We start from the raw sequence: 14,845 nt of genomic DNA, 5'->3' as shown, positions 1-14,845 counted from the left end.
CTTGGTTCTCTCCTCTCGCGCCGACGGCGCCATCGGACCACGATCGGTTCGGGTGGCGCCGCCCGTGGCGACCGTGTGGTCTCGAAGGAGTGTGAACGATGACAACCTTGTCGGAACGGATATCCCAGTCCGCCTTCGACGACTCGAGGCTTCGGGTCGTGCTGCTGCTGGATCTGTACGACGGTGCGCAGAACCAGTTCCTGGAGGTCTACGAGGACCTCCACAAGCAGGTCTCCTCCGTCCCCGGGCACATCCGGGACGAGCTGTGCCAGTCGATCGAGAATCCGTCGCAGTGGCTGATCACCAGCGAATGGGAGAGCGCACCGCGGTTCTTGGCCTGGGTCAACAGCGAGGAGCACGTCGCGTCGGTCCAGCCCCTCCACGGCTGCGTACGGGACACCCGCTCGCTGCGGTTCAGCGTGCTGCGGGAGACGGGCAGGGACCACGGTCCCGCCGCCGCGTCCTTCTCCGCCGGCCCGTCCGCCGGTACCCCCTTCGCCGCCGCTGCCGCCGCCGTGTCCGCTTCGGCGGACGGCCCGGACCGGGCGAGGGGCCGCCTCCAGGTCGCCCCGCGGCGCGGGGACGGCGTGGTCCGCCACGCCCTGACCTTCACGGTCAAGCCGGGCAGCGAGTCCGTCGTGGCGGAGCTGCTGAGCGGGTACGCGTCGCCGAAGGCGCAGGTCGACGAGAACACCCGGCTGCGCCGCACCTCGCTGTTCATGCACGGCAACCGCGTCGTACGGGCCTTCGAGGTCGAGGGCGACCTGCTCGCGGCGCTGCGCCACGTGGCCCTGCAGCCCGAGGTCAGGGCGCTGGAGGAGGCCATCAACCCGTACCTGGAGCAGGATCGCGATCTCAGCGATCCCGGTTCGGCCCGGACCTTCTTCACCCGTGCGGCGCTGCCCGCCGTGCACCATGTGGCGGCGGGCGGCGGCGACGGCTCGGAGCTCGGACGGCACGCGCTGTTCTATCCCGCCAAGAAGGGCTGCGGCATGGAACTCGCCCGGCTGCTCGCCGCACAGGACGAGGCGGCCGTGGACGACGCGACGAGCCCCGTCGAGGCGAGCACCGTCTTCCAGCGCGACGACATCGTCGTCCGCCTCCTCGACCTGCGCGGACCGCACGACGCCCGGCCGGCCCTGACGCTCGGCGTCGAGGGCGGTCACAAGGCGGCGGTGCTCGCACGGTTGCTCGACAGCGCCAAGGACGGCGTCCCCACCACCCACCAGGAGATCTCGCGCTTCCTGGAGCGTTCCGAGATGCGCCTGATCACCGACCGGCGTTCGCCGGCCCGAGCCTGAGGAGAAGCCCGCCATGACCGATCGACTGACCGTGGAAGAGCTGGCCGCGCTGATGAAGAAGGGTGCGGGCATCGCCGTCGACCCCGCCGTCATGGCGGACCGGCCCGATGCGAAGTTCGACGAGTGGGGGCTGGACTCCCTGGGGCTGCTCGGCATCGTCGGCGAGCTGGAGAACCGGCACGGCCGGTCCCTCCCCGCCGGTGCGGACCAGTGCAAGTCGCCGCGCGAGTTCCTCGACCTCGTCAACGACGCCCTGACGGCCGGCACCTGACGGGTCCGGGCGGGCGGGCGCCGCCGCCCGGCACGCACGACGACGCCCCGGGACCGGCCCACCGCCGGTCCCGGGGCGTCGTGGCTGCCGGCCGGGGTCACCCGGGCACGGTGCACTCGAAGGCGTGCAGGTACGCGTTGACGGGGCGGACGTCGCCGAGGAGGAGTCCGGCGTCCGCCAGACGGGTGCGGAGGCTTTCCTCGGTGTGCTTCGCCCCGCCGACGTTGAGCAGCAGCATCAGGTCCATGGCCGTGGTGAACCGCATCGACGGGGTGTCGTCGACGAGGTTCTCGATGACGACGACCCTGGCTCCGGGTCGGGCCGCGGCGACGACGTTGCGCAGGGTCCTGCGGGTGCTCTCGTCGTCCCATTCGAGGATGTTCTTGATGATGTAGAGGTCGGCTTCGACCGGGACGGCCTCGCGGCAGTCGCCGGGGACGATGCCGGTCCGGTCGGCGAGGGGGCCGCCGTCGCGCAGCCGGGGATCGGCCTTCGCGGCCACGCCGGGCAGGTCGAGCAGGTACCCGCGTACCGTCGGGTGCTTCTCCAGCAGGCTGGCCAGCACGTGTCCCTGGCCACCGCCGATGTCCGCGACGACCGAGACGCCGGTGAGGTCGAGGAGGTCCGCGACGTCCAGTGCCGACTGCATGCTGGAGGTGGTCATGGCGCGGTTGAAGACGTGCGCCGACTCGTGCGCGTCCTCGTGCAGGTAGTCGAAGAACCCCTTGCCGAAGAGGTCGTGGAAGATGCTCCCGCCGGTGCTGACGGCGTCGTCGAGCCGCGGCCAGGCCTGCCAGGTCCAGGGTTCCGTGCACCACAGGGAGATGTAGCGCAGGCTGTGCGGGTCGTCCTCGCGCAGCAGCCGCGACATGTCCGTGTGGACGAAGCTGCCGTCCTCGGTCTCGGCGAAGATCCCGTAGCAGGACAGGGCGCGGAGCAGCCGCTGCAGGGGCTTGGGCTCCGCGTGCACCGCGGCCGCGAGTTCGGCGGGGGTGGCGGGCGACTCCCCCAGGGCGTCGGCCACCTTGAGCCGCGCCGCGGCGCGTACGGCGGCGGCGACGGCCGCGCCGAAGGCGAGCTCGCGCAGGCGCATGGCCGGCGGGGGCGTGTGCGGCGGGCCGGCGTTCGGGGCGGGGACGGGCGCGGGTGTGGGGGCGGGGGCGGGGGTGGAACTCACCGTGGTCATACGGCCTCGATTCTCCTGATGAGGGGGGACACGGGTCAGCACATGCCGGTCGGCACGGAGGTGTCGCACCGGTTGTTGAGGAACCGGTTGCCCGATCCGGTGCCCTGGTTGGCCAGGTCGGCCGGCCGGTTGTCCCGCACCACGTTGTCCTCGATGACGTTGTCGGTGTTCGTCGCGCCCACGAAGCTCTTGAACAGCAGGATGCCGCCCGACAGCGGGGAGGATCCGACGTTGCCCCGGATGGAGTTCGAACGCACGATCGTCTCTTCGGCGCCGGTGAGGACGACGCCCACGCCCTGGATGTCGGGGAGACGGCTGTTGCCCTTGCAGAACTTGTTGTTCTCGTGGATGCGGTTGCCGCGGATGGTCAGGTCGCCGGCGCCGGGCTCGCCCTCGTCGCCGACGACGAACACGCCGCCGCAGTTGCCGGTGAGGTGGTTGCCGCTGACGGTGAGGTTCCTGACGCGCCTGACCGTGACCCCGATCCGGTTGCCGGTCAGCCTGTTGCCGCGGATCACCGCGCCGCCGGTGTCGGTGGCGCCGCCCTCGCGCGCGACGGTGTTGGCGATGAAGATGCCCGACTCGGCGTTGTCACGGGCGATGTTGTCGCGGAAGAAGCCGCGGGTGGAGCGTTCCTGCGCGATGCCCCAGGTGCTGTTGTTCTCGGAGATCACGCGCTCGACGCTCAGCCGGTCGGTGTACGAGGCCCAGATGCCGTTGCGCTTGAAGCCGGAGACGGTCAGCGCGCGGATCTCGACACCGGTGACGGGCTGCTCCTCCGTACCCATGACGCAGATGCCGGTGTCGGCCTGCGAGCAGGCGAGGGCGGCCCGTCCGGACGCCTTCGGCGTGGCGGGCAGGGTCTTCGCGGCCGGCGGCTTGATCACCGTGTGCTCTCCCCAGCCGCGCAGGGTCAGCCTCTTCGTGATCAGCACGTTCTCGTAGTAGGTGCCCGGCATCACGGTGATGATGTCGCCCGGCCGCGCGGAGTCCACCGCGTCCTGGATCGAGTCGCCCGGGCGCACTCGGTGTCCGGCCGCCGATGCGGGTGGCGCGAAGACGCCGAAGCCGGCGGCCATGACGACGGCGATGCACGTGAGGGACTTGAGTTGTCGGTTCGTCACAATGCAGAAGTTATGGGCGATTGCGACAAATCGCCACACCGGGTGAGCGGATCGACGCATGCCGTGGGCAAACGGCCGCATTTTGACGCCCGGAGAGTGGATCGTCGTACCGGAGGCGGGTCCCGCCGCCCGTGACCCGCGCTGTTGCCCCGTGACCGGCAACGGCGCAGGCCGCGAGGGGTTTCCCGGTCCGGCCCGGGACGGGCAACGGGCAACCCGTCGACCCGGTGTCCGGGCGGCGCCAGGCTGGAGCCGTCAGCACGAGGCACGAACCGCAAGGGGAAACCATGCGCAAGCTGTTCCGCGGCGCCGCCGCTCTCGCCACGTCCGTCGTCGCGGTGATCGCGCTCAGCGCCTCGGTGGAGGCCAGGCCGGTCGACGCCTGGGCGGGATGCCCGGACGGGGCGGTGTGCATCTACCCTCAGAACCAGAACCCGGCAGTCAAGCCGACGCACGTCTTCCACCGGTACGGGGCCCACAACCTCAGCAATCAGTTCGGGCATCACTGGGTGCTCAACAACCAGTACGGCGGTGCGACCGCAAACCTGTGCACCGGCTCGGGCGGCGCGGGCTGCGGCGGCCCCATCGCCGCCAAGACCGGTGTGTACGCCGACCTCACGCCGGTCAACTCGATCCGCCTCAACCGCTAGCGCTCCCCCGAGGAGGGCCCTGCGGAGCCGCCGCGCGGCGGCTCCGCACGTTCCTGTGCTCGTCATACCGGCTGGAAGATCCATATTTCCGGCCGCCCCGCGCGGTAGCCTGGGCGACGCCATCTCACGGCCTGGGCGCACTGCCATGGGGGATGCTTTGGGGGATCCGGACCGCCGGCGCGAGACCGACCGGCTGCGGGAGTCCGACGACACCGCGCGGCCCTTCCCTGCCCAGCTGAGACGTCTGCGGTTGCAACGCGGCCTGTCCCTCGCGGACCTCGCGCGCGAGACGCACTACAGCAAGGGCTACCTGAGCAAGATCGAGACCGGCTCGAAGCGGGTGACCGTCGACGTCGCGCGGCGCTGCGACGACGTCCTGCGGGCGGGGGGTGAACTGCTGCGGATGGCCCGGGAGACCGAGGCCCCGGAGGGTGCCGCCGGCGACGTCGCCGTGGCCGGGCCGCGGACGGAGGGCGAGTGCCCCTACCGCGGCCTGCCCGCCTTCACCGCGCGGGACGCCCGCTGGTTCTTCGGCCGGGAGCGGGCCACCACCGAGCTGGCCGAACGGGTCTTCGAGCGGATCGGCGCCGGGCCACTGATGCTCGTCGCCCCGTCGGGCGCCGGCAAGTCCTCCCTGCTCAACGCCGGCCTCGTACCGGCCCTGCGCGGCGGCGGCTTCCCGATGCCGGGCGCCGACACGTGGCCCGTGGTCGGGTTCACCCCCACCGCACAGCCCCTGGAGGAACTGCTCGGCCGCGCCGCGAAGGCGCTGGGCGGCGATCTCGGCATCACGGCACGGGAGTTGCGGGAACGCCCCCACGCCCTGCTCGAAGCGGTCCACCGGTTGTCGGACCCGCCCCCGGCGGCCGGGCCGGGCCTGGGTCCGCCGCCACTGCGGCCGGTGCTGCTGGTCGACCAGTTCGAGGAGCTGTTCACCCTCTGCACCGACGAGGACGAGCGGCGCGCGTTCGTACGGGTGCTCTGCGCGCTGGCGGTCCCGGGCCCGGAGGGCGTCCCGCACGACCCGGCCGTCGTGGTGCTCGGCGTACGGGCCGACTTCTCCGGCAACTGCCTGGACCTCCCGGAGCTGGCCCCGGTCTTCACCGGCGGGCTGTTCGTCCTGCCGCCGATGTCGCCCGCGGAGCTGCGGGAATCGATCACCCGCCCGGCCCGGCTCGCGGGTCTCGCCCTCGAACCGGGGCTGGTCCCGCTGCTGCTGCGCGACGTCGGGCCGTGCGACGGGCCGTCGGGCGGAGCGACGCCCTCCGGCATGCTGCCGCTGGTCTCCCACGCGCTGATGGCCACCTGGCGCCGGCGCGAGGGCGCCACCTTGACCGTCGCCGGATACGAACGCACCGGCGGCATCCAGGGGGCCGTCGCCCGGACCGCCGAGGAGGTGTTCGGCCGCCTCTACCCCGCCGAGCAGAACACGCTCCGCCGCGTCCTGGTGCGGCTGGTGCACGTCGCCGACGGTACGGGTGCGACGCGGCGGCGGATGAGCCGGACGGCACTCATGGAGCAGCTGGTCGACGCGGGTCCCGCCGCGGCCGCGCTCGACGCCTTCGTACGGGCCCGCCTGATCACCATGGACAGCGACACGGTGGAGATCACCCACGAGGCCCTGCTGCACGCCTGGCCACGGCTGCGCGGCTGGATCCGCGCCGACCGGGCGGGGCTCCTGATCCACCAGCAGCTGGCCCACGCGGCTGTCGAGTGGGAGCGCGAGGGCCGCGATCCGTCGGCGCTCTACCGGGGGACGCGGCTGGACACCGCCAGCTCCTGGGCGGACGAACTCGACGGCGGGGACCGCCTCGCGCCCCTGGAGGCGGCCTTCCTGCGGGAGAGCCGGGCGGCGCAGGACGGCCGGGAGCGGCAGGCCTCCCGGCAGGCGCGGCTGCGCCAGCGGATGCTGGCCACGCTGGTCGTCCTGCTGGTCCTGGCCGTGGGCGCCGGCGGGCTGGCGTACCAGCAGCGCGCCGGTGCGCTCGGCCAGGAACGCACGGCCCGTTCGCGGGCGCTCGCCCTGCAGTCGGCGGCGCTGGCCGCGGGCCAGCCGGAGGCCTCGATGCTGCTCGCCGGCGACGCGTACCGGACCGCGCGGACGAGCGAGGCGCGCGGAGCGCTGCTGAGTACGCAGTCGCAGCCGTTCGTGGCCCGGTTGGGCGGGCACCGCGGGCCGGTCAACGCGGTGGCCTTCGGGCCGGACAACGGCATTCTGGCGACGGGCAGTTCCGACGGGACGGTGACCCTGCGGCGGGTGTCCGACCGGCGGACGACCGCGACGTTCACGATGGCCGGGCGGGTCCGCGCCGTCGCCGTGAGCCCGGACGGCCGGACCCTCGCGGCGGTCTCGACGGACGGGCCGGCCCGGCTCTGGGACACCGCCGACGGCCGTACGAAGGCGGTGCTCCCGGCGAGTACGACGGGCTCGCGGACGGTGGCCTTCGCGCCGGACGGGCGGACCCTGGCGACCGGCTGCCCGGACGGGACGGTCCGGCTGTGGGAGAGCGCCGGGGAGTACCGGTCCGTGGCGTCCCTGGCCGGGCACACCGGGCGGGTCAACGCCCTGGCCTTCGCCTCGGACGGCCGGACGCTGGTCTCGGCCGGCGCCGACCGGAGCGTACGGCTGTGGGATCCGGTGGCGGCCGCGCCGCTGGCGGTGCTGTCCGGGCACACCGACGAGGTGCTGGGGGCGGCGTTCGCCCCGGACGGCCGTACGGTCGCCACGGGGGGCGTCGACCGGACCGTGAGGCTGTGGGACGTGGCCGGGCGCCGCACGACGGCCACGCTGACCGGGCACAGCGACGACGTCAACGGCGTCGCCTTCACACCGGACGGGACGACGGTGATCAGCGCGGGGGGCGACGGCGCGACCCGGCTGTGGGACGTCGCCGGCGGCCGGCTGACGGCGACGCTCGCCGGGCACACCGACTACGTGCTCGGGGTGGCCGTGGACGGCCGGGGCGCGCTCGTGGCCACGGCCGGGTTCGACCAGTCGGTGGTGCTGTGGGACCTGCGGGGCGCGGTGCTGGCGTCACGGCCGTTCACGGAGGTCTGGCACGCCGCGTACAGCCCGGACGGGAAGCTGCTGGCCACCGCGGAGGCGGATCACGCGGTGCGGCTGTGGGACGTGGCGGGGCGCCGGGTCGTGGCGACTTTCGAGGGGCACAGCGAGACGGTGTTCTCGGTGGACTTCTCGCCGGACGGGCGGACGCTGGCCTCGGCCGGTTCCGACGGCACGGTCCGGCTGTGGGACGTCGCGGCGGGGGGCCCGTCGGCCACGCTGGCCGGCCAGGGCGGGACCGTGTTCGCCGTGGACTTCGCGCCCGACGGCCGGACGCTGGCCTCGGCCGGATCGGACGGCACGGTCCGGCTGTGGGACGTCGTCTCGCGCCGTCGGCTGGCCACGCTCGGCGGGCACACGGATTTCGCCAACGACGTGGAGTTCAGCCCCGACGGGCGCACGCTGGCGAGCGCCGGCGACGACCTGACCGTCCGTCTGTGGGACGTGGCCGGACGCCGGCCGCTGGCCGCCCTCACCGGCCATACGGGTGCGGTCCGGGGCGTGGCCTTCAGCCCCGACGGGCGGACGCTCGCAACCAGCGGCAACGACGGGACCGTACGGCTGTGGGACGCGCGCCGCCACCGATTCGAGGCGGCGCTGGCCGGACACACCGGCTCGGCGCGGGGCATCGCCTTCTCCCCCGACGGCCGCACGCTCGCGAGCAGCGGCAACGACCGGACGGTACGACTGTGGGACGTGGCCGGCCGGCGCACGCTGGCGGCGCTTTCCGGACACACGAATGCGGTGTGGGGCGTCGCCTTCGCCCCCGACGGGGGGACGGTGGCGAGCAGCAGCACGGACGGCACCGTACGGCTGTGGAACCTGGACGTGGAGGCGCGGTTGGCGGTGGTCGACCGGTTGCGGGAAGGGCCGGCCGGGGCACCCTCCGAGGGTGTCCGGGCCGCCCCAACAGGGGCGTTTTTCAGCCGCCTTTGACGGAGTCGCCATAAAGACTCGGCCACAGTTTGGCTGAAACTCCTTTGCAGAAAACGTTGTTGAGAACCCGCCAATCGATAGTACGATTTACACCGAACATGTGCCCTTGGCAACCATCGACCGGGACCTCGACCATCCAGATCTGCCGCCAAAGGCGCATGCCGCATTGCTGTACGTCCACCGGCACCGCCAGGTGCCCGGCCGAGGTCACAAACCTTGACGGGCGGGATGCGGGCGACGCGCACATCATGCACGCCACCCGTTCCCCCGCCGGCAACAACTAGGGGAGATTTTCCGTGTCGCACATGCGCAAGATCGTCGTTGCAGCCATTGCCGTATCGCTGACCACCGTCGGTATTACGGCCAGCGCCTCCGCGGACCCGTCGAAGGACACCAAGGCCCAGGCCGCCGTCGCCGAGGCCGGCATCACCGGCACCTGGTACAACCAGCTCGGTTCGACCTTCATCGTGACCGCGGGCGCGGACGGCAGCCTCACCGGCACCTACGAGTCGGCCGTCGGCAACGCCGAGAGCCGCTACGTCCTGACCGGTCGTTACGACAGCACCCCGGCCACCGACGGCAGCGGCACCGCCCTCGGCTGGACGGTGGCGTGGAAGAATAACTACCGCAACGCCCACTCCGCCACCACGTGGAGCGGCCAGTACGTCGCCGGCTCCGAGGCCCGCATCAACACCCAGTGGCTGCTGACCTCGGGCACCACCGAGGCCAACAACTGGAAGTCCACGCTGGTCGGCCACGACACCTTCACCAAGGTGAAGCCGTCGGCCGCTTCCATCGACGCCGCCAAGAAGGCCGGCATCAACAACGGCAACCCGCTCGACGCCGTCCAGCAGTAGCAGCGTCCGGGCACCCGAGGTGCCGAGACGCCGGACCGAACACGCGCGGGCGGTCCGGGGGCATCCCCTCCGGACCGCCCGCCGTCGGCGGACCCCGCCCCGGGCGGGCTCCGCACGAGACGCGTCTCACAGGTTTTCTTCCCCGGCTGGTATTCAACGTGATCATGACGACTTGATACCGTCGACCCGGGGGAAGGTGGAATTGACGTGATGGCAATGCCCGTTGACAGTGTTGACCTGTTCGACCAGGGGTATGCGCTGGACCCGTATCCGGCGATGGCGGCGCTCCGAGAACACGAACCCGTGAAGTTCGACGAGAACACGGGACTTTGGCTGATCAGCCGGTACGAGGACGTACGCACCATTCTGCTCGATCCGGAGAATTTCCTTCCGGACAATGCGATCGACGCAATAGGGCGATTCTCCGTGCAGACGCTGCGCGTTCTGGCACGGGTCAAGTTCGACCTCCCGCAAACGCTTGCAAACAACGGTTCGGACAGCCACGCCGGCTATCGGCGCATCATGACCAAGCTGTTCAACGCCCAGGCCGTGAACGCCTCGGTGCCGATGGTCGAGAAGGTCGTCGCGGAGGCGCTCGACGACGTCGAGCAGCGGCTCGCCGCCGACGGCGTCTGCGACCTGGCGACGACCATCGCCCGGGACGTTCCCTTCCGGGTGATGCTGCGGCTGCTCGGCCTGGAATCGGCCATCGACGTGGACATCGACACCCTCGCCCGCTGGAGCGACGCCTCCCTGGAGCTCTTCTGGGGACGGCCGCGCGGCGAGCGCGAGGTGGCGCTGGCCCACGAGGCCGCCGAGTTCTACTCCTGGCTCACCGACCTGGTGTCGAAGCCCGCGCCCGAGGAGGGCACGCTCCTCGGCGCACTCGCCGCGCACCGGCTGCCGGACGGGGAGCCGCTGGGGGTGACCCAGAAGGCGGCCGTGGTCTACTTCATGATCATCGCCGGTCAGATGACGACCACCCAGATGCTGAGCACCATGTACCGCAGGGCGCTGCGGGAACCCGGCCTCTGGCAGCGGTTCGCCGCCGAGCCGGCGACCGTGGAGCCGTGGACCGAGGAGGTGCTGCGGCGGGACCCGCCCATCACCACCTGGCGCCGGGTCACCGGCCGGCCGATGACGCTCTCCGGTGTCGATCTCCCGGCAGGGGCTCCGCTGCTGCTGATGCTGTCGTCCACCGGCTCGGACACCGAGGTCTTCGAGAACCCCGAGCAGATCTGTCCGCACCGGGCCAACGTGCGCAAGCACCTGTCCTTCGGCATCGGACGCCACCGCTGCTCCGGCGCCGAACTGGCCCGGATGGAGGCCGACGTGGTGATGCGGATGACCGCCGAGCGGTTTCCTGACCTCCGCTTCTGCCCCGAGTCCTCGCCGGAGATGCTGGCGCTGCTGTCCTTCCGCGCCCCGCTCCAGGTGCTGGTGCGGCGGGGCTGACCCCGCCGCTCCCGCAGCGCGCCGTCCGGCCGGCCCGCGTCAGTCGGCCGGATGGCGTTCGAAGAGGGTGGCGATGCCGAGGCCGCCCGCCGCCCCGAGCGTGGCCAGGCCGTAACGGGCCCGGCCCGCCACCGGGTCGGCGGTCCCGAACATGTCCGAGAACATCCGGGTCACCAGTACGGCCCCGGAGGCGCCCCAGGGATGGCCGAGCGCCAGTGCGCCGCCGCCGCGGTTGACGCTCTCCTCGGGGATGCCCAGCTCGTCCAGGCAGGCCAGCACCTGCCCGGCGAACGCCTCGGTGAACTCAACCACCTCGATGTCGGCCAGCTCCAGTCCGGGATTGCGCTTCAGCAGCCGCCGCACCGCCGGCACCGGCCCCCAGCCGAGGATCACCGGGTCGACTCCCGTCACCGCGGAGTCGACCACGCGCAGTCCCGCGGACAGCCCCAGCTCACGGAACTTGCGCTCGGAGACGACCGCGACCATCGCCGCACCGTCGTTGACCGGGCAGGAGTTGCCCGCGGTCACGGTGCCGCCCTCGACGAACGCGGGTCCCAGCCGGGCGAGCTTCTCCATGCTGGTGTCGGGGCGGGGGCACTCGTCCGCCGCCACCGCCACCGCGCCGGCCCTGCCCACACGGACCCGTACCGGGACCAGTTCGGCGTCGTAGCGCCCCGAGCGGGCCGCCTCGACCGCCTTGCGGTGGCTGGCCAGTGCGAAGCGGTCCTGCCGCTCCCGGCTGATCCCGCCGCGCCGTGCCACGTTCTCGCCGGCGACCCCCATGTCGGGGTCCCCGTACTCGGCGGGCACGAAGTGCGGGCGGGCGTAGAAGCGCGGCGTCCCGTGGGGGACGGCGGGGCGCTCCACCCGCCAGGGCGCGGTGCTGGCGCTCTCCGCGCCGCCCGCGAGGATGACGTCCCCGGCCCCCGACGCCACGAGCCGGGCGGCGAGGTTGACGGCCTCCAGGCCGCTGCCGCACTGCCGGTCCACGGTCGTCGCCGGCACCTCGATGCCGAGGCCGGCGGTGAGGGCGGCGTAGCGGGCGGGGTTGCCCCCGGAGCCGCCGGCGTTCCCGACGATCACGTCGTCGACGTCGGCCCCGGTGATGCCCAGGTCTTCCAGCAGCGCCGTGAGGACGGGGCTGAGGAGCTCGTGGATCGGGGTGGTGGCGAAGGCGCCGCCGATCCGGCCGATCGGGGTACGCCGCGCCGCCGCGACGATGGGCAGCTGCCCGTTCACAGAACCTCCCGCATGTCGTGCCGACCCTCCAGGAGGGCGCTGCGCACCCGCCCGTGGTCGATCTTTCCGCTCGGTGTGTGGGGCAGCTCCTCCGTCTCGAAGAGCCGCCGGGGGCACTTCTGCCGCGACACGTGGGCCGAGGCCCGGTCGCGTACCTCCGCCAGGCCGAGGCGGGTCCCCTGCCGCCATCGGACGACGGCGCACACCAGGTCGCCCCAGTGTTCGTCGGGCAGTCCCACGACGGCGGCCTCCTCGACCTCCTCCAGCCGGAGCAGGGCCGCGACGACCTCCTCGGGGTGCACGTTGAGCCCGCCGCTGATCAGCATGCCCTTCTGCCTGCCGACGAGGTGCAGGTAGCCGCGCTCGTCGATCCGGCCGATGTCCCCGACGGTGAACCAGCCGTCCTCGTCGGGGGCTCCGCCGTCCTCGGCGGACAGGTAGCGGGTGAAGAGCATGTCGCTGCGGACGTGCACCCGGCCCGGTTCGCCGGCGCCGACCTCCTCGCCCGTGGGCGAGCGCAGCGACAGCTCCACCCCGGCCACCGGCCTGCCGACGGACTCCTTCGGCCCGTCGTCGTCGCCGTGCAGCACCGAGACGAGGCTGAGCTCGGTGGCTCCGTAGAACTCCACGGCGTCGGCGTTCGGGAACAGCTCTCCCGCGAGGGCGCGTCGGGCCGGGGACCATTTGGCGCCCACCGAGAGCAGCGAGCGCACCTGGGGGAAGCTGCGGCCCGGGTGCCGGCGGGCGTGTTCGAGCAGTGCCTGGAACATGGTCGGCACCAGGTAGAGCCGGGTGACGCCGTGCCGCTCGACGTCTTCGAGCGCGCGGCCCGCGTCGAAGGCGGGCATCAGCCGGACGGCCGCACCGACGTTCAGGGCGTGCATCAGGCCGAAGAGGAAGTGCGAGTGCGCCAGCGAGCCGGGCAGCAGGACGGTGTCGGCCGTGCCGATGCCGAACTCGGCGGTGTAGCGGTCGAAGGTGCGCAGCCAGGAGCGGTGCGAGCGGACCACCCCCTTGGGGCGGCCCGTGCTCCCGGAGGTGAAGCCCACGTAGAAGGGCCTGTCGTGCGGTACGGGCGGCAACTGCGCGTGCGGGGAAGGGTCTTGTGGCGTCCCGTGGCGGCGCAGCCACGCCTCGAAGCCGGATCCGGTGACGTCCACGAGCGTGGCGGGGTCGGCGTACCGGGCGACCGGCCCTCCGGGGGAGTCGCAGAACAGCCGTGCGGGCGGCGCGTCCCGCAGCACGGCGCCCAGTTCGGCGCCGCTCCATGCGGGGTCGAGGACCATGACGGGGATGCCGGCGAGTGCGCCGCCGAGGAATATCCGCGCGAACTCCTCGCGGTTGCCGAGGAGTACGGCGATCCGGACGCCGGCGTCCGGGTCCGGGCCGAACTCGGCGCGCAGGGCCCGGGCGACGGCGAGTACGCCGCGCCGCAGCGCGTCGTAGCTCCACCGTCGTCCGGTCCCGTCGCCGACGGCGAGGGCGGCCCGGTCGGGTGACCGGGTGGTGTGCGTGAGGAACCCACTGGCGATCGTCATGACGCCTTCCGTCACTCGGTCCGGGCCGTCGTCCGCCCCGGGTCGGCTGCCCTACCAGGGACTGTGCTTGACCACCACGTCGATGGCGCGGTCGATCTCCGCCTCGGTCAGGTCGGCCCGTGAGGTGAGCCGGATGCGGGAGAACCGGTCGGGCACCGACGGCGGGCGGAAGCACGCCACCTTGACGCCGTCGGCCAGGCAGTTCTCCGCCCACTGCGCGGTCTGGGCCGCGGAGGGTCCGCGGACGGAGACCACGGCCGCCTGTGCCTCGGTCACCGGCAGGCCGGCCGCCGTGAGGCGTTCGGCGAGGGCCACCGCGACCGCGCGGGTACGTGCCGGACGGTCCGGCTCGGCGCGCAGGACCCGGAGCGCCGCCAGGGCCCCGGCGGCGGACGCCGGGGCGAGCCCGGTGTCGAACAGGAAGCTGCGGGCCATGTTCATGACGTGGTCGACGACCCGGCGGGGGCCGATCACCGCGCCGCCCTGGGCGCCCAGGGACTTCGACAGGGTGATGGTGGTGACCACGTCGGGGCTGCCGGCCAGGCCGGCGGCGGTCACCGCGCCCTCTCCGCGCTCGCCGATGACGCCGAAGCCGTGCGCGTCGTCGACGAGCAGTCCGGCGCCCTGCCGGCGGCAGACGTCGAGGACGGCGCGGAGGTCGACGAGGTCGCCGTCGACCGAGAACACCGACTCGGTCACCGCCACCGCGCGCTGCTGTTCCCGCGCGGCGAGCACCCGTTCCAGCGCCTGCGGGTCGGCGTGCTCGGTGTCGATCACGTCGGCGCCGGAGAGGCGGTAGCCGTCGATCAGGGAGGCGTGGTTGAACGCGTCGGAGGCGATCAGGGTGCCGGGGCGGGCCAGTACGGTCACCGCGCCCAGGTTGGCCAGGTAGCCGGAGGAGAAGACCAGTGCGGCCTCCGCCCCGGTGAACTCGGCCAGTTCACGCTCCAGTTCGACGTGCACCTCGGTGGTGCCGGTGGCGAGCCGGGAGCCGGTCGACCCGGCGCCCCAGGTCAGGGAGGCGTCGGCCACCGCGTGGACCACGTCGGGGTGGCGGGTGAGGCCGAGGTAGTCGTTCCCGCCGAAGTCGATCACGTTCGGCCGCGGGCCCCGGACCTGGACCCGGCGGGTGAGGCCCGCCCGGTCCCGGCGCCGGGTGCTGTCGTCGATCCACGCGAAGACGTCGTGCGGATCGCTGTGTCGCTCTGTTTCCATCGCTTCGCT

Annotated in this window: 11 protein-coding genes; 6 read left to right on the top strand and 5 right to left on the bottom strand. The window is 72.8% G+C overall.

All coding sequences use genetic code 11. The features are described from left to right. The first annotated feature begins 98 nt into the window (after positions 1 to 98). Positions 99 to 1,301 carry a SchA/CurD-like domain-containing protein gene (locus tag IG86_RS0114925; protein ID WP_030820700.1) on the top strand — a complete coding sequence of 401 codons (1,203 nt, stop codon included), beginning with the start codon at positions 99 to 101 and terminating at the stop codon, positions 1,299 to 1,301. 13 nt (positions 1,302 to 1,314) lie between these two features. After that, positions 1,315 to 1,572, top strand: coding sequence for an acyl carrier protein (locus IG86_RS0114920; RefSeq protein ID WP_030660595.1), 258 nt, complete (start codon positions 1,315 to 1,317; stop codon positions 1,570 to 1,572). Positions 1,573 to 1,669: 97 nt separating this feature from the next. Here IG86_RS0114920 and IG86_RS0114915 read toward each other — a convergent pair whose 3' ends face one another. Together IG86_RS0114915 and IG86_RS0114910 are read right to left on the bottom strand one after the other, a co-directional pair. Next, positions 1,670 to 2,758 (bottom strand): methyltransferase, encoded by a 1,089-nt coding sequence (locus IG86_RS0114915; protein ID WP_030820697.1) that lies wholly within the window; start codon positions 2,756 to 2,758, stop codon positions 1,670 to 1,672. 35 nt (positions 2,759 to 2,793) lie between these two features. Next, entirely contained in the window at positions 2,794 to 3,882 is a 1,089-nt protein-coding gene (locus IG86_RS0114910; protein ID WP_030820694.1) for a right-handed parallel beta-helix repeat-containing protein, read from the bottom strand. 287 nt (positions 3,883 to 4,169) lie between these two features. Here IG86_RS0114910 and IG86_RS0114905 point away from each other — a divergent pair, with 287 nt between their 5' ends. The 4 genes from IG86_RS0114905 (at position 4,170) to IG86_RS0114890 (ending at position 10,844) form a co-directional block, all read left to right on the top strand. Next, entirely contained in the window at positions 4,170 to 4,532 is a 363-nt protein-coding gene (locus tag IG86_RS0114905; protein WP_030820692.1) for a hypothetical protein, read from the top strand. Between the two features lie 145 nt (positions 4,533 to 4,677). Next, positions 4,678 to 8,532 (top strand): nSTAND1 domain-containing NTPase, encoded by a 3,855-nt coding sequence (locus IG86_RS0114900; protein WP_107056241.1) that lies wholly within the window; start codon positions 4,678 to 4,680, stop codon positions 8,530 to 8,532. Positions 8,533 to 8,837: 305 nt separating this feature from the next. Next, entirely contained in the window at positions 8,838 to 9,389 is a 552-nt protein-coding gene (locus IG86_RS0114895; protein ID WP_030744339.1) for a streptavidin, read from the top strand. Between the two features lie 210 nt (positions 9,390 to 9,599). Further along, positions 9,600 to 10,844 carry a cytochrome P450 gene (locus tag IG86_RS0114890; protein WP_244305867.1) on the top strand — a complete coding sequence of 415 codons (1,245 nt, stop codon included), beginning with the start codon at positions 9,600 to 9,602 and terminating at the stop codon, positions 10,842 to 10,844. 39 nt (positions 10,845 to 10,883) lie between these two features. Here the strand turns inward: IG86_RS0114890 and IG86_RS0114885 are convergent, their stop codons facing one another. The 3 genes from IG86_RS0114885 to IG86_RS0114875 are packed head-to-tail and all read right to left on the bottom strand — an operon-like array spanning position 10,884 to position 14,836. Next, positions 10,884 to 12,083 carry a thiolase family protein gene (locus IG86_RS0114885; protein ID WP_030820685.1) on the bottom strand — a complete coding sequence of 400 codons (1,200 nt, stop codon included), beginning with the start codon at positions 12,081 to 12,083 and terminating at the stop codon, positions 10,884 to 10,886. After that, positions 12,080 to 13,621, bottom strand: coding sequence for an AMP-binding protein (locus IG86_RS39945; protein ID WP_051785188.1), 1,542 nt, complete (start codon positions 13,619 to 13,621; stop codon positions 12,080 to 12,082). The genes IG86_RS0114885 and IG86_RS39945 overlap by 4 nt, the downstream gene beginning before the upstream one ends. Before the next feature lie 51 nt (positions 13,622 to 13,672). Then, positions 13,673 to 14,836 carry an 8-amino-7-oxononanoate synthase gene (locus IG86_RS0114875; RefSeq protein WP_030660571.1) on the bottom strand — a complete coding sequence of 388 codons (1,164 nt, stop codon included), beginning with the start codon at positions 14,834 to 14,836 and terminating at the stop codon, positions 13,673 to 13,675. Between the last annotated feature and the right edge of the window lie 9 nt (positions 14,837 to 14,845).

Source organism: Streptomyces virginiae, from assembly GCF_000720455.1.
Lineage (GTDB): Bacteria > Actinomycetota > Actinomycetes > Streptomycetales > Streptomycetaceae > Streptomyces > Streptomyces virginiae.
This window is presented reverse-complemented; position numbering and strand designations above follow the sequence as displayed.